The sequence below is a fragment of the Blastopirellula sp. J2-11 genome, from assembly GCF_024584705.1.
GTDB lineage: Bacteria > Planctomycetota > Planctomycetia > Pirellulales > Pirellulaceae > Blastopirellula.
Map to the genome: position 1 here is coordinate 674,519 of NZ_CP097384.1, position 16,081 is coordinate 690,599.

The following is a 16,081-nucleotide window of genomic DNA, read 5'->3' on the forward strand; positions in this document are numbered from 1 at the left end:
GCTAGAGAGAGGAAGGATTGGCGCCGCTCAATTTCGGGTGGGAGAAGAGACCTCGTAATGTGTCGAGCGCCGGCGGTTTCACCAGGTGTTCGTCAAAGCCGGCTGCGGCTGATTTGCGGCGATCTTCTTCTTTGCCGTAGCCGGTCAGCGCGATCAACAACGTTTGATCAAGCTCGGCGTCTTCGCGAAGTCGTTGGCCGACCTGATAGCCGTCCATGTTAGGCAACCCGATGTCGAGGAAGATCATCTCGGGCCGCATCGCAAAAGCCTTGGCGATCGCGGTCGGGCCGTCATGGGCCAGTTCGATTTGATGTTCACCCAGTTTCCCTAGCAGCAGCGATAACATGCGGGCCACGCCGATATTGTCATCGACCACAAGGATCCGGCGAGCGATGTTAGACGCATCATCGGCCGACTCGACTTCGATGGGCAATGGCGCATCTGAGATCGGCAGTTCGACGATAAATTGGCTCCCTTTGCCGGTGCCGTTACTTTTGACCGAGACCGCGCCATGATGCATTTCGACCAGATTGCGGACCAGGGTCAGGCCGATGCCGAGTCCCCCTTGCGCGCGGTCCAGAGCGCGAGACGATTGCGTGAACAGATCGAACACGTGGGCGGTCAATTCGGGCTCGATGCCGATGCCGTCGTCACTGATCCGGATTTGCGCCATGCCATCGACACGATCCACGGAAAGTTGAATATGGCCGCCGGGATCGGTGTACTTGGCGGCGTTGTTCAGCAGATTGCTGACTACTTGCACCATGCGGACCGGATCAACGTGGATCGGAATCGACTCGGCAGGCAAATCGACTTCCAGTTGATGGTCTTTCTCGTCAAAGAGCCACTTCACGGCTTGCACGGCGCGTTCGACGATCGCTGACAAAGACGCGACCTCGGGGCGAAGCTCGACTTTGCCGCGCATGATTCGCGAGACGTCCAATAGATCATCCACCAGGCGGACCAGGTGTTCGACCTGATCCTTCATTGCGTCGAGAACTTCCACGTCTTGAGGAGAGTCGATCTCTAAGATGTCGATGCCGCTGCGGATCGGTGCGAGCGGATTGCGCAACTCGTGCGCCAGCATCGCGAGGAACTCATCTTTGCGTCGATCGGCTTCCCGCAGTTGCTGGTAGAGCACGCTGTTTTCAAAGGCCACGGCGGCGCGACGAGACACATCCTCGGCGGCGCGGAGGGCTTCGTGATCAAACAATCGCCCTGACTCGGCCATGCAGAACGTCAGCACGCCGATCGTCTTACCGCGAGAAATCAAGGGAACTCCGATATAAGACTTCAGCTTCAAGTCTTGCAAGATTTGGAGATGCTCGTCATCGCGCGCCGTCGATCTCAGGCCTTCGTCGGTGACGATTTCCAAGAGTTCGGACGTTTCATTACGGATGATGTTCCAGATGCCGAACTTGTCATCCTGCTCCGGCGGATGAAGCGCGTTCAGACGATTAGAGAGTTCGACCTTCGCTGGATCTTGGTGCATTAGCGCAACGCGACGGGGCTGGCCATTTTCATCCAGCAAGTCGACGGCGCACCAATCCGAGAAATTGGGGACGGCGACGCGCGCCAATTCTTTGAACGTCGCTTCGTAATCAAGATTGGCGGTCAAGCAAGCGCTGGCGTCAGCCAGAAAACGATTGATTTGCTCGGTTCGTTTTTGCCTTTGAATATCGGTGCTGGAAACGAACCAGCGTACGACGGCGCCGTTGGCGTCTCGGACAGGAACTGCACGCGTCAGGAACCAGCGATTGGAGTTCTTCGCTTGATCAAAAAAACGATGCTCGATCTCGCAAGGCGATCCGCTGCGAACCGCTTCGCTCCAAGTTATGCGAAAAGCCGTCAGGTCATCCGGTGGCAGCAAATGCTCCCAGTTGCGATCATCGTCGGCGCCGCGTTTGAAGTTGGTGAATTGATGCCAGCGATTGTTGAAATAGTCGACTTCCCCATCGGGACCGGCGGACCAAACGATGTGCGGCATCGCATCAGCCAACTGGCGCAAGCGGGCTTCGTTCTCACGAATCGCGTCTTCCGTCTCTTTCAATTCGGTGATGTCGCGAGTCGTTCCGGCGACCGCTTCGACCTCTCCGTCGGCGCCAAAAACCGGCAGGAAAATATAGTCATGAATGCGACGGCCGTTGGCCCCGGTATAGGGAACTTCGCCGCGTATCGATGCACACGTTGCGACAACCTGATCGATCTCACGGGCATGTAGTTCGGCATGCCAAGTTTCGTAACCGAGTTCAAAGCAATCTTTACCGATCGCTTCGTCCCAAGTTCGTCCCCACATTTTTAGGAGCGCGTCATTCGCGTAGGTGAAGCGATGTTGCAGATCGAAAACGTAGACCAGATCAGGAATGGTGGAGAGAATGGTGCGGTATAGTCGGCGTTGTCGTTCGGTTTCGGCGGTGAGTCGCTCGAGGATCTGTTCACCTCGCTTGCGGACGACATATTGGGCGATAGCGTCAGCCAATGGGGCGAGATCGCTGAGGATCGCGTCGGAGAGTTCGTGCCGAGCGAACGTCGCCAAAACGCCGATTACGCGGCCTTCGATCGTCAGGGGATAGCCGGCGAACGCGACCATTCCTTCGCGCAGCGCCCATTGCGGATCGCTCAGATTGGGATCGAGCGGCGCTTGGTTGGTCACCAACGGTTGACACTGCCGCGCGATGCGGCCGATCTTGCCTTCGCCCATGACGACGCGTTGGTGTCCGGCGAGCAAATGACCTCGTTCGCCGGCGTTCGCTTTCAAATCCAAGATCGTTTCCGATTCGTCAACGATCCAGATGCGCGCCAGCGCCGTATCAAGGTGTCGCACGACCGCTTCCGCGCAACGTTGCAAGACGTCGGTCATCGGTTCGCTTGTGGTCAGGCAACCGCTGACGTCGGCGCGCATCGCCGCTAGTCGCGAACGCTCGGACAGGATCTGTTCGTTTCGTTTCCGTTCGGTCAGGTCGAGCAGCGAACCGACCATGCGAACCGGTTTGTTCTCGTCACGGACGATTCGCCCGCGATCAAACACGTAGGCGTAATCGCCGTCCGCCCTTTGGAAGCGATACTCGTCGGCCCAGCGTTCTTGTTCATGCTCAATCGCATACTGAATCCCGTCGATCACCCGCTGGCGATCTTCAGGATGGATGCCTGCTTTCCACCAGCTCGCGTCAGTCCCGACCTGCGACTTGGTGTAGCCAAAGTTGCGCAGCAGCCCTTCGTTCCAGCGAACCTTGTTCGTATTGAGATCCCAATCCCAGATCGCGTCATTGGCCGCTTCGCTGACCAGGCGATAGCGGATTTCGCTATCACGTACTTTTTCGGCCGTGGCGCGTTCGTCGGTGATGTCGACGTTCATGCCGACCCACTCACGCACGCTGCCGTCCGAATTCAAGATCGGAACGCCTCGTACGGAGGTCCAGCGATATTCTCCGTCACTGCGGCGGAGACGATATTCGCATTGGTAGGCGGTGCGATCGGCAGTCGCGATGCGCCAGCTTTCGGAGGTATGTTCGCGATCATCGGGATGAACGGCGTCCAGCCAGCCGCTTCCTCTCCATTGGTCGAACGTTTGCCCGGTGAAGGCGCGCCAAGTGGGCGAGTCTTCAACGATTTGGCCGTTGGGAGCGGTCGTCCAGACGATCGTTGCCGTCGCTTTGACCAACGCGCGAAAGCGCTCTTCGCTGGACTGCAGTTTCTGTTCGGTGCGTCGCCGTGAGGTTACGTCACGAAAAACCAACACGGCGCCGATGATCGCGCCGCTGCGATCGCGAATGGGGGAAGTGCTGTCTTCGACCGGCAGTTCGCGCCCGCTTTTGGCGATCAAGATCGAATCGGTCGCGGCGCCAACGGTCACCTCTTCGGCGGCGGCTCGCAGCGCCACATTATCAATCGTTTTGCGCGAGTGTTGATGGACCAGGCGAAAGACTTGCGTCAATGGGCGGCCGAGGGCCTCGACGGTGGTCCAATCGGTCAACTCTTCCGCGACAGGGTTCAAGCCGGTGATCTTACCGTTAACATCGGTCGTGATCACTGCGTCGCCGATGCTCGACATGATCAGCCGCAGTTCTTCGCGACGTTTGACCTCGCGCAAGACGGCTCGGCGTTTCGCCTCGTTGACGATCGCGATCATCACGCCGATCACAAAAAAGAGCGCGACGCGCAACAAATCGCCAGCGCTGTCTACACGCGGCGAAAAGAGAGGTGACAGAAAATAATAGCAACCGACGATGACGCACAAGGCCGTTGAAAGCAGGCCAGGATAGAGACCTCCCCACCAGGAAGCGATCAGCACCGCGGTCACCAGCAGCATCATCCCGGCCGACTCGCCGAGCTGCGTAGTTAGAATCAGGCCGAGCCCCAGACAAGCGGCCGAAACGACGATCGCAACAAGATATCCAAAGAAGGCGGATTGCAGAATTCTCGGCACAATCGAATCTCAACGTGGGTAGGAACCGCCAACAACAGGGCAGGTGGGCAACAGAAGAGTATTCGGCTTTATGCTATCGTATGCTCCGCAAAGCTGACAACCAATGGACGTTTCGGAGAGAGCGGAAAGTTGCCGCATCTGATGTCGGAACAAAAACAGCCGCGCCTTATGGTGGAGGAGCGGCTGTTCGATCCGTTCGTATCCCGTGTCGCCGCGCTATTGCACTTTGGCCAGGGCCTGTGTAGCCGCGGCGCGAACCGCATCCGACTTGTCGTCACTCGCCGCTTTCGACAAAGCGTCTTTGGCGGTAGCGGCTTGTTTGCCGAACATGCCAAGCGCCTTGGCCGCTTCTAAGCGAACCAAGTCGCTTCCCGTCGTCAGGGCGGCGGCCAGAACCGTCGTCGCTTTGGCGGCGGCTGGGCTGGAGGGATCGATGTGAGCAATCGCCCAACCGGCGGCGACCTTGGTAAACTCGCCATCGCTATCTAGCAACGGGACGATCTGGGGGATCGACGGCTTCGCGGCCGGGCCGATGCTGCCGAGAGCGTAAAGTGCGCTTTGTTGCAAACCGGCGCTAGGGCTAGCAAGGAACTTGGTGATCGCTTCTGTGGCCGGAGCGGCCGCCGCGCCAAGTCCGCCCAGGACCATCATCGTTTCGCTTTGGACCTGGCCATCGGTAACTTTCAAAGTCTCGATCAAGGCCGGAATCGCTGCTTTAGCGTCAGGACCAAGCTGACGGAGGATCGCCAACGCATGCATCCGCAACCCTTCGATTTCCAGGGCTTTCACCAGACGCGGCGTCGCGCTTGGGCCCAGCTTGACAATTGCTTCACGAATGTTGACCACGACCGTCGGATCGGCGTCGGAGAGCGCTTTCAGCAAAGCCGGCGCGACCAGTTCGCGAGGCGCTTCGAGTTCCGTAAGGCAGCGAGCGGCTGCGGCGCGAACGTTGGCGTTTTTGTTTTTCATCCCTTTAACAAGATCTTCGACGGCATGTTTGACCGCTTCGGCGTCTTCGGGATGGATGCGAGCAATCGCCCATTCACCCAGCATGTGCATGAATTCGTCGTCCGAGTTGGCGGCCGATTCCAGGGCCGGCTGGGCGGCGACATCTTTGATGACGCCGAGCGCATAAGCCGAAGCGTATCGAACGGCGACCGAATCGTCTCCTTCTAAGCTAGCGGCCAATTGGCCAACCGCGGCCTTGGCGCCGGGGCCGATCTCTCCCAATGCGACGGCAGCTTGCATCCGCGTTTCTGGATCTTTGTGCGACTTCAGCACTTCGGCCAGGTTGGGCGAGGCGCTCTCGGCTTCGGGGCCCATCTCGCCGGCGATCAAGCAGGCCCAATAGGCGCCCCGTTCGGTCAGCAAAGCTTTTTTCAGAACGGGCAACGATTTTTTGCCTGCTTCGGCCAACGTGTGCAGCGCCGGAACGACGACGCTGGGGTCGGCGTCATCCAAGATTTTGGCGATCAGCGGCAATGTTTCATTGGGATCGGTCGGCAACTTGCGAACGGCCCCCATCGCGGCGCGGCGGACGATCGCTTCTTTGTCAGTGATTTTCTTGATCAGCGCCGGGACGGCCGGAAGCGCTTTTTCGCCGATCTCGCCGATCGCATAAGCGCTGTAGGCTCGCACTTCGGCGTCGGGATCATCGAGGCCTTTGGTCAACGCATCTAGCGCTGGCGCTGCGGCTGCTTCGTATTCGGCGAGAGCACGGGCGGAATGCCAACGTAGTTCGGCGTCTTTGCTTCCCATCGCCGTAATCAAAGCGGGAACCGCTTTGTCGGCCGCTTCGGGATGAAGCGCCAGCGCGTCGGCCGCGGCGACCGCGTCTGCGCCTTCGCTCGACAGTTTCTTGATCGAATCGGCAGCGTCAGCCCAAGCGACCGAAGCGACTGCCAAAGGCAGGGCCACGGACAACAATAGTCGTTTGTACATTGCAAGCTCCGCAGAAAAGTACGTCGGTTGCGACGATGGTTTTGGAGAAGGAGATCGGAAGATGAGAGTGGAGAGCGTAGGCCGTCGGACGGTTAGCCAGACGGGAACTGGGCGTCGTAAACCAGCGATTTCATGAAGTTGCTGGCGTCGACAAAGTCTTGCGGAGAGTATTCGCGAATTCGTATCTTCAGTTCGTCGAACATCGAATCGGCGGTGCCGGTGACGTTGCGGTATTCGTCCACATTGGCGTAAGAACCTTCACGAGCACGCATTGCGAACGCCAAGTTCAGCTTCTCGCGGTATTCGTCATACGGCTTGTCGGTCAGGATGAACGGCCAGTTGATTTCGCCGGTCAGCGGATCCAACTGCGACGCGGCCAAGCGTTGCGGAGCTCGCTCTTGATTGAAGCGGAACAGCTGTTCGCTGGTCGGTTTCGGGCCTGCCTTTTCGGCGCGGTATTCATCGTTGCGGCGCCGCATCTCGAAATAGACCTGTTGGGCCCGGTTTCGATTTTCAATGTACTGACTGCGCGCTTCTTCGATGTCGATCGCGGCGCGGGCCGTGTTGAGGTTGTACTCACCTTGAGCGCGGACGATGTCCGCCAGGCCGCGTGCCTGACTTTCCGCGACGGTCGCAGCTTTGGCGCCGGTGTTGTAGTACCACTGGGCCGACGCATTTTGAGCGACCGCCGACGCAATGCCGATAGCTAGAATTAGTCGAAGCGACATGACGCATCCCTCGATTAAGTCGAATACGATTCAGTGAAACTGGATCGCGAGATAAGCTTTGGGGAAATAGGATGTCTTCGCGGTTTGCGAAAACATCATTTCCAGAATAGCCGATACGACGTCGAAAGCAACAAACCGGGCCTAAAACCCGCTTTTGCATCCCCCCCGACAATATCGGGCCATTTCTCGGACTAACTGGCCAAAAACCTATTCAGCTTCTGGGCCAAGCGAGGCCAGTTCCCCTGCTTTGTCTCACATTCCCACACGATCAGCGTTTTCCACCCCAGTTTTCGCAGTGATTTTAGGCTTTGGCGGTCACGCTGTTGATTCCTGCTTAATTTCTTACGCCAATAGTCAGCGTTCTGTTTCGGTAAAGGGCGTCGTCCTCTGGCGCAGTCATGCTGATGCCAAAAGCACCCATGTACGAAAATTACTTTCCTGCGACCGGGGAAAGTCAAATCGGGGCTCCCCGGCAAGTCGCGACGACCCAGCCGAAAGCGGTAGCCCAAGCGATGCGCCAAGCTGCGGACAATCCGCTCTGGCCGAGTATCGCTCGAACGAACTCGCCGCATTATTTCGCTGCGAGTTTCGGAATCAAAAATATCGGTCGAGCGGGACATTCGCGCTACCGGCAAAAGAGTTCCAACTGACGCGGGGAGATACATTCGGCCGCCAGACGGTTCAGATAGTTCTCGCCGATCCAGGTCAGCACGCTCGAACAGACGGCGTCGCCGAATCCAAATAACGCGTCGTTGTTCGATCCGCTGATCGTAAATTCGCCGGCGCCCATCAGTCGAGCGCATTCACGCGGGGTCAACAGACGGACCGCATAGCGACCGTAGCCTGCTTTGAACAGGATCTGGCGTCCGCTGCCTCCTTTGGGCGTTCGCAGGCAGCCGGCCAGCCCGTCGGTTCGCATCTCGGCCATCGAGCGCTTCTCACCATCGGCGGCGCGGCGGACGCGGCGAAAGACGGCTCCATACGTCCAGCGGCGGCGAGCGATCATCGCATCGGCGTCCGCGCGATGACGCGGACTCATCTGGTTGAGCAAGTATTCGGCGCGTTCGTCAGACCACCAAGCCGGATCGTCATCGGCCAGTTTCTCTAAGATGTCGGCCAGCTTCTGGGGACTCGCGGTTGGCGGAGCAGGCAAGCTGGCGCAGCTCCAGATGATCTCGGGATGGCGCTGGATGAAATCGACCAGGCTCGGCGGGCGAAGCGGCGAAGGGGTCAACAGCTCAGGTGCGATCGTCTCGTCATCATCGACCGCTTTGGCGATCACAAACAGGCGTAGACGGCTTTGCGGCGTGAACCATTTGGCGTCAAGCATGACCGGGTCGACGCGATAGCCGAGTTCGTTCAGCGCGGTCAGCACCGCGGCGAAGTCGGCGCCTCCGTGCGAGTTGAGCAGCCCTGGGACGTTTTCAAGCAGTACGAGCGGCGGCCGGCGGCCGCCAAGTCGCTTGAGTATGTCAAAGAAGCCCCAGAACGCCGAAGACTGAGCGCCTTTTAGGCCTTTGCGTCCTCCGGCCAGCGAGAGATCGGTGCAGGGGAATGAGGCCGTTGCGAGCGTTACGTCAGGGATCGTCGCCGCATCCAATTGGTGGACGTCACCCAGCGCGAAAGCTTCGTCGGCTCCAAAGTGCGCTTCGTATTGGCGATGTTTGGCGGCGTCGATGTCATTGGCGAAGAGAACCTCCCAGTCGGCGCGCTCGAGTCCAAGACGGACGAGACCAATGCCGGCGAAGAATTCGGCGAACGTGCGCGGCGCTGGTGCGGACATAATCGACTTCCGATGTCAAAGCGAAGCAAGAGGCCGCATTATCGCCGAGATCCGCGAAATGCTCAATCGTCCGCCAGCAGGGAAGGCTGACGTTTTATCCTCCACAGATGGAGCGGGAACCGCGCTATCCTTTGCTGCCGGAGTAGATCTCGGCGTATTCAATCACCCAGACATCGATGTAATTGGTGAATGCGTCGATGTCGGCTTCCCCCAATTTCTCGAAGTAGTTGCGATTGAAGGTCTCTTTGTTGCGTATCGCGCCTTTGGCGGTCAGCTCAAGGACGTGAACGGACGAATAAGGACGAATCGTCATTTCCAGCCGGCTATACAAACTGCGGCGTTTGCCGCCGGTCAAGTCAAGGTCGTCGCGATAACAAGCGGCGCCCCAACCTCGTTCGCCAAAGATCGTCTCGGTTTGAAAACCAGGAAAATGATTGGGCAACGTGCTGACGCACTTTTCGATGTAGTCCGAGAGTTGCAGGCGCAATTTGCTGTGCAGTTCGCGACATTCTTCTTCGCTCAGCGTTTGAGCGCGGAGCGCTTCGGTGCGAGCGGAGCTCCGTTTTTCGCCTCGTTGGATCGCTTTTTTCAGGCGGTCTTCAAAATCGTTCATGAATCTTCGTATCGCGCTAGGCGATGTGGAGGGAGCGAAGGGGAAATCGCAAAACGTTCCGCTGCGCTGCGAACAACAAGGCGATTGGCATGACGGTTCTCGAGAAATGCCGTCATTGGGAGCCGAGCGGGACTATTTCCCTTTCGGCTTCTTCTTCTCTTTTTCTTCTTTTTGACTTTGATTCAGGAACTGAGCGAGGTCGCCGAACGAGCGAAGCGGCTCTTTACCTTCTTTCATCGCTTCGGAGATCGGCTTCTTCGGCGTCGGTTTCGATTTGGCGACGAACGTCTTCGACTTCGGTTTTCCATGGGCCGCATGTTGCGATTTGTTCCCCTGGCGATTTTTGTCGCGCGGAGGTCGCTTGGCCCGTTCTGGGCGATCAACCCGCTTCTTTTCGTCGGCGGCCGGAACTGGCTTTTCGGTGCCGGGCTCAATCGCCGTCAGCGAAACGCGGCGACGATCTTTGTCGATTTCGACCACCCAAACCGTGATGACATCGCCGACGCTGACAACTTCGTGCGGGTCGCTCACGTAGCGGTTCGCCAAGCGGCTGATGTGGACCATGCCGCTGTCGTGCAAGCCGATGTCGACAAAGGCGCCAAAGTCGACCACATTCAGGACGGTGCCGGAGAGTTCCATGCCGGGACGCAGGTCTTCCAGCTTCATGATGCCGCGACGGAAGAGCGGCGGCGGGAAATCGGCTCGCGGGTCACGACCAGGCCGCGACAGCGAATTCAAAATGTCCCGCGTCAAGTGTTCGCCCACTTCCAACTCGGCGGCGAACTCAGGGGCCGAGACGCCAGCGATCTTCTTCACCAGTTCAGCATGCGCGGCCGAAGGAACTTCGCTCTTGACCGGCGTCGGCGGCGTGACGACTTCCGGAGCGACCGTCTCGGCAGGAGCCGGCGTTTCGACCGGAGCCGCGGCGGCGGCTTCTTCCGCAACAGTGGGCTCGGCTGCTGCGGTCGCCGGAGCTTCTGCAACCGGCGTTTCAGGAACAGCCGGCGTTTCGACGGTGGGTTCTTCGGCAGCAGGCTCGGCAACCGGAACAGGAGCCGGCGTCACCACTTCGACAGGTTTTACCGTGCGAACCTGATCGATGGTTGCGTCGAGCTTCGCCAACACCTTTTCGGCGACTTCGTAGCTTTCGGGGTGAATCCAAGTTGCGTCGAGCGGGTTTTCCCCATCCCGAATTTTGAGGAACCCGGCCGCTTGCACGAAGGCCGAATCGCCAAAGCCGGCGACCTTTTTGAAGTCTTCACGCGACGTGAAGGGACCGTTTTGGCGACGGTATTCATAGAGCCGACGCGCGGTCAGTTGATTGAGGCCAGAGACGTAGCTCAGCAGCGCTGGACTGGCTTGATTGACGTCGACCCCGACGTAGTTCACGCAGGACTCGACGACGTTATCCAGCGTCTCTTTCAAATGCTTCGACTTGACGTCATGCTGATAGAGGCCGACGCCGATGTTCGACGGGTTGATCTTCACCAGTTCTGACAGCGGGTCGAGTAAACGGCGACCAATGCTGATCGTACCGCGGACAGTCGCGTCGAAATCGGGGAACTCTTCACGCCCCAGTTCGCTGGTCGAATAGACCGAAGCGCCCGCTTCGTTCACGATCACGTAAACGACTTCGCGATCGGTAATGTCTTTCGAGATGATCGACGCGACCAGGTTTTCGGTCTCGCGACAAGCAGTGCCGTTACCGATCGCGACGATGTCGACGGCATGTTGCCGGATCATCTCGATCAAACGCTGGCGACCGCGAGCGACGCGATCTTCGGGGCCGATCAAGTGAATGACCCCCTGTTCGAGGATCGATCCAAATTGATCCAGCGTCACCAGCTTGCAACCACTACGGAAGCCGGGATCGATCGCCATGACGCGGCGGTTGGAAACCGGAGGTTGCAGCAGCAGCTTGCGCAGGTTGCAGGCGAAGACGTCCACCGCATGCTCTTCGGCATGTTCGGTCAGTTCGCGGCGAATTTCTCGTTCCAGGCTCGGCAGCATCAGTCGCTGCAAGCCGTCACGCAAACAGGGTTTCAAAAAGTCGGTTTGCGCGTGGCCGGCGGGAATCGCGGTCTCTTCCGCTAACGCGTAAAGACGATCCCAGTCGCATTCAATTTTGACGCGAATAAAACGGGTGCGATCACCGCGATTAATCGCCAGCACGCGATGGTGCGGAATCTTCGAGATCGGTTCACGATAGTCGTAGTAGTCTTTGAACGCTTTCTCTTTTTTGCTCCGTTCGCGATCCTTTTGCTTGCGACGCTTATCACGGCGTTGCTCTTGCAACGCGCGGCGTTTGGGATCGATCGTTGCGGCAGGCGCCGGAGCAGGAGTCGCTACTTGTTCACCGGCGGTTTCGCTGGGCTCTGCGGGGCTGACTTCCGGGGCGACGGACTCTGCCGTGTTTGACTCTGCCGTGCTCGACTGAGCGCTGTTTGACTCAGCGGTATCTGACGGTTCGTCGGTGTTGGGGGGAGGGGGCTCGGTCGAGACGGCCGTTTCCGCCGCAAGCGTTTCTGATCCGTTGTCCGAATCTTCGTCGTCGTGGTGATCTTTCTCGTCAGGCGCATCGGCCGACTGCTCGATACGAAGCGTGACCAGCGTGCCGGTCTTCCACATCAGTTTGCGGAGCCGACCGCGGAGAATCGCATTTTCTGCAAATTCTTCCGCTAAGATGTGACGCACGCCCTGCAGGACGGCGGCGACATCGGGGAGGTCATTTTCGGCGCTGACAAAAGCAGCCGCACGCGCCGGGAGATCGGCGGCGGCTTCATTGCCGTCCATCACTTCGTCGGCCAGCGGCTCTAGACCGCGTTGTCGCGCTTGCGTGGCCAGCGACTGCTTTTTGGGCTTGAAGGGAAGATAGAGATCTTCCAGCAGCTTGGTGGTTGGCGCCTTCTGGATCTTGTCGGCCAGCTTTTCGGTCAGCTTGCCTTGCGATTCGATCGATTTGAGAATCGTCTGCTTGCGCTCTTCAAGCTGACGAAGCGCGGCCGATCGAGCTTGGATCTTGCGGATCTGCTCTTCGTCCAAGCCGCCGGTTTCATCTTTTCGATATCGCGTAATGAAGGGAACCGTGTTCCCATCATCCAACAATTCGACGGTTCTTTGAACTTGATCGACCGGCAGCCCCAGTTCGCGAGCCACGATGCTGAGGTCGGACGAGACTGTGATTTCCATATTCGCCAACAGGTATCAGGTGGGAGACGCGCGATTGCAAAAAATTAGGCAACGGCGCGAATCAAAGGCTTGCCAGAGCGGCATCTGCGCATGGGACGCCAGACCGGCAATCTAGGGGCTACCGATTTTGTTGTCAAGGATTCACAAAGCGGCAAGGTCCAAGATTTAACACAGAATTCGCCTAGCCGGCTTCTTTTTACTCCGGACGTGGTGGTAGATATCCGTACTCTGGCGAACTTTAGCGATTGCGCGGGTGCGGCGATTGATCCGCCGTGATTGCGGAGCAGTTGCAGCGATTCTAGGCGATATATCAGCGGCATTCTGCCGAAATCGAATGGTAGACAGGGAGGTTGGCGCGGCGCGAGTCGCACTGGTTTTCCGATTCAAGCCGTCGTCGCTAGGACTTTTTGCCATGGCACCGCATTTACGCGTTTATTTTGGTCCCGAAGACGAATTGACCCCATCTGACGGGAGCGATCTGGCTGAGATCGTCCTCGGCGATTCCACGCGCACCGCTGCTTTGACCCCGCACGCCGGTTTGGCCAAGAGCGGCGCGGCCCAGCCCGCAGCTGCAGAGATTGCTGTCGGACTAGAGGAATTGCTGCAACTTCTGGACGATGCACGCCGCTGTGGGGTGACGATTCAAGACGAAGTGGAGCATGAGACCGTGATGGTCTCGCGGGATCTGTTTCGCGCCTTGCTAGCGTATCAGACGCTGCTGCAACCGCAGGCCTCTTCGCAATAACGCCGAAAGATTGCCGGCGTTTTTTCTCTCTTAGAAGCTGCTGCGCGTGCGTGAAGCGGCGTCTCTCCTGAGATCCAAGCAGTTGACCAAGAAATGCGACAAGCGTCGCTTGCTGCTGGCGACGCTTGTCGTTGGCTTCGTTCTCTCCGGGCGCGTGGACGCCCGACGTTCACGATTAATAGCCGATATCGTACGGATGCGGATTGAGGAAGTCGCGCGGGCCACGCGTCGTGTAGTAGGGGTAGGTGACTTCCGGAGAATAACCACCGGCTCCTCCACCGTAGCCGCCTTCACCGCCGCCAGCAGCAGGCGGAGCGCTGACGCTGGTCGGGTTTCTGCAGGGATTTGCGCCAATTTGATGGCAACCGACGCTTCCAACCGCCATGGCGGTCACTGCGGCGAGCAGCGCGATTCGTTTCATCATCTCTACCTTCTTGATTCGTGTAGGCCTGGGTCTGGGTCGTATTTGCAGCGCGGGCCGGCTCGGCGGGAGTCGACGGCGCAAAAGGCTCTCCCTCTGCTAAATCGGCGGTAGAAACGCGAATATTGAATAATTCGGTATCATCGGAATGACTAGCGGCAGCTAGCAGTGCAGCATCGCAAGCCAGAATTACAGTCCGATTTGCGACCAGGACTGGGCTTGAGCGGTCGTTAGATGGGACAGAATGCGGATTTCGACTTCGTCGAGATAGGCGGCGATTCGAAGTTCCAGTTCGGACTTGAACTCGCGATAGACGGTCCAGATTCGCTCAAAATGCGCGTTCGCTTCCAGCAGGATTTTTTGAATGTCACCGCGCTGCTGTTCGCTCAGGTCCATTGTTTTCCAATTTTCGGGAGTACTAAGCGCCGTGATCCGTTGCACGCGCAGCGGCATTGGGTCGCTGCGCAGTTGCTGAGCGAAGAGATGAAGCTGCTGTCCTTGGCTGGCCAAGACCTGCAGACCGTCATTGCGTGGAACCGGCGGAGCCGCCGCGTATTGATTCCAATCGCGTGACATCGACGCGACGAGCGCGTTGAACGTCGGCTCTTCGGCGCCGGTCGCCGTCAGCAGTTGATCTTTGAACATCCCCAGCGAGACGCCAAAGGTGACCGCCGCGGCGACAAAGATAATCGCCGCCGCTCGTCGCCAAGCGGCGCGATGAAACTCGACCGCGGAGATCTCACGAATAATGCGGACGCCGACGCGCAGTAAAGCTTTGGTGGGGTGAAGTTTTCGGTCGGGTGAAGGATTTTTGAAGCCGACGCTGGTGATTTGAACCTCAAAAGCGCTATTGTTGAGAATCAGCTGGGCGATTTCGCCAAAGAGGAAGAATTCTTCCTCGTGCTCTGGATTTACCAACTGCAGACGCGTCTTGGCGACCTCGAGCTCGATCGCGAATCCGGCCATCGATTCATCGAGTAGGCGTACGCGGAACTCCTCGTTTCCGAGCACCAGACGTCCGCTTACGTTTTCCGGCATTACCGGAAAGCGAATCGACGTTCGCCGCTCTGCGCCCATATTGATGAAGTCCGAAAAGATGAAGATGAGAAGTCGGCGGAATTCGCCTATCTGAAAGTTAAGCTAAAAACGGAGGGGAGGAGGAAAATTCACCGAATTCCTTGCGGGGGCCCTAATGCTTGGTCCTGGAAAAGCCGTTACAACCGTCATAGAACGCATCGCGTTTGCCTGGAACGCATCAACTGGCAACAATTAGTAGTTGATCACGTGAAATTCACGTTTCCCTTTCTCGCGCGATTCCGCTAGTCGAAGATATGACTGTAGAAACTTCTCTTGCTGACCAGGTCATCGCGCGCTATCAGAAAGCGGCGGAGATTAACCTCAGCAATCCCCACCGACGCGGCAATCTGATTTCGCTGCCTGCCGGAGATGGCGTCGCTGATGTGATGGTGACCGCCGATTTGCATGGTAATCGGCGTAACTTTCAGCGAATTTTGGAACTCGCCGCGCTAGAGCTCCATCCTGAGCGACACCTGGTGCTGCAAGAGGTTTGTCACGGCGGCCCGACTTATCCGCAAGGGGGGGGCTGCATGTCGCACTTGATGTTGGAAGATGTCGCGCGACTAGTGAGCGAGTTTCCGTATCGCGTCCATTTCTTGCTGAGCAATCATGAACTGGCCGAAATGGTTGACTTCCCGATTCTGAAAGGGGGGAAGATGCTCAACTTGATGTTTCGCGCCGGCTTGCAAGAGATGTATGGCAATCGGACCGCGGATGTCCGCGACGCCTATCTGAATTTCCTCCGCAGTCTGCCGATCGGTGTGAAAGCTGGCGAACGCCTGTTGATTTGTCACAGCTTGCCCGAAAAGTGCGATCAAAACCCCTTTGATCCGGCGGTGTTTGATCGTCCGCTCGTCGATGAAGATCTGGCCTGTCAGGGAGATGTCGGTCGCCTGGTTTGGGGACGCGACTTTCGCCAAGCGAACGCAGATGCGTTCGCTCAGCAGACTGGCGCTCAATATTTTCTGACCGGACATGAGCCGTCGACCGACGGATTTCAGACGCCCAACTCGCGGCAGGTGATTCTCGATTGCTGCTGCCAAAACGGTTGTTACGCGATCGTTCCGGTGGATGATCAGATCAGCTATGGCAAGCTGCTGGCCGAAGTCCAGCGTCTCCATAAGCCGACGCCTGAATCGTACGGCATGTAAGGAATCG

Annotated in this window: 11 protein-coding genes; 2 read left to right on the forward strand and 9 right to left on the reverse strand. The window is 58.1% G+C overall.

Features of this window, described 5'->3' with window-relative positions:
* Position 1: 1 nt before the first annotated feature.
* The 7 genes from M4951_RS02785 to M4951_RS02815 form a co-directional block, all read right to left on the reverse strand.
* On the reverse strand, positions 2 to 4,426 hold the full coding sequence (locus M4951_RS02785) for a PAS domain S-box protein (RefSeq protein ID WP_262024964.1): 4,425 nt from the start codon (positions 4,424 to 4,426) through the stop codon (positions 2 to 4).
* Positions 4,427 to 4,642: 216 nt separating this feature from the next.
* Positions 4,643 to 6,367: a HEAT repeat domain-containing protein gene (locus M4951_RS02790; protein WP_262024965.1), complete on the reverse strand. Its 1,725-nt coding sequence runs from the start codon at positions 6,365 to 6,367 to the stop codon at positions 4,643 to 4,645.
* Between the two features lie 92 nt (positions 6,368 to 6,459).
* Positions 6,460 to 7,095 (reverse strand): hypothetical protein, encoded by a 636-nt coding sequence (locus M4951_RS02795; protein WP_262024966.1) that lies wholly within the window; start codon positions 7,093 to 7,095, stop codon positions 6,460 to 6,462.
* Between the two features lie 191 nt (positions 7,096 to 7,286).
* Positions 7,287 to 7,760, reverse strand: a complete 474-nt coding sequence (locus M4951_RS02800; RefSeq protein ID WP_315985756.1) for a DNA mismatch endonuclease Vsr — start codon at positions 7,758 to 7,760, stop codon at positions 7,287 to 7,289.
* Positions 7,721 to 8,878, reverse strand: coding sequence for a DNA cytosine methyltransferase (locus M4951_RS02805; protein ID WP_262024968.1), 1,158 nt, complete (start codon positions 8,876 to 8,878; stop codon positions 7,721 to 7,723). Before M4951_RS02805 ends, M4951_RS02800 begins: the two co-directional genes overlap by 40 nt.
* Positions 8,879 to 9,002: 124 nt before the next feature.
* Entirely contained in the window at positions 9,003 to 9,491 is a 489-nt protein-coding gene (locus M4951_RS02810; RefSeq protein ID WP_262024969.1) for a hypothetical protein, read from the reverse strand.
* 132 nt (positions 9,492 to 9,623) lie between these two features.
* Positions 9,624 to 12,680, reverse strand: a complete 3,057-nt coding sequence (locus M4951_RS02815) for a Tex-like N-terminal domain-containing protein (RefSeq protein ID WP_262024970.1) — start codon at positions 12,678 to 12,680, stop codon at positions 9,624 to 9,626.
* 412 nt (positions 12,681 to 13,092) lie between these two features.
* Between M4951_RS02815 and M4951_RS02820 the strand changes: the two genes are divergently transcribed.
* Positions 13,093 to 13,425, forward strand: coding sequence for a hypothetical protein (locus M4951_RS02820; protein ID WP_262024971.1), 333 nt, complete (start codon positions 13,093 to 13,095; stop codon positions 13,423 to 13,425).
* Between the two features lie 175 nt (positions 13,426 to 13,600).
* On the opposite strand, the gene M4951_RS02825 is transcribed toward M4951_RS02820, so the two are convergent.
* A complete protein-coding gene (locus tag M4951_RS02825) occupies positions 13,601 to 13,849 on the reverse strand; it encodes a hypothetical protein (protein ID WP_262024972.1) in 249 nt (82 codons plus the stop codon).
* A gap of 186 nt (positions 13,850 to 14,035) precedes the next feature.
* Positions 14,036 to 14,884, reverse strand: a complete 849-nt coding sequence (locus M4951_RS02830; RefSeq protein WP_262024973.1) for a hypothetical protein — start codon at positions 14,882 to 14,884, stop codon at positions 14,036 to 14,038.
* Positions 14,885 to 15,177: 293 nt separating this feature from the next.
* Between M4951_RS02830 and M4951_RS02835 the strand changes: the two genes are divergently transcribed.
* Positions 15,178 to 16,074 (forward strand): metallophosphoesterase, encoded by an 897-nt coding sequence (locus M4951_RS02835; RefSeq protein WP_262024974.1) that lies wholly within the window; start codon positions 15,178 to 15,180, stop codon positions 16,072 to 16,074.
* Positions 16,075 to 16,081 lie beyond the last annotated feature (7 nt).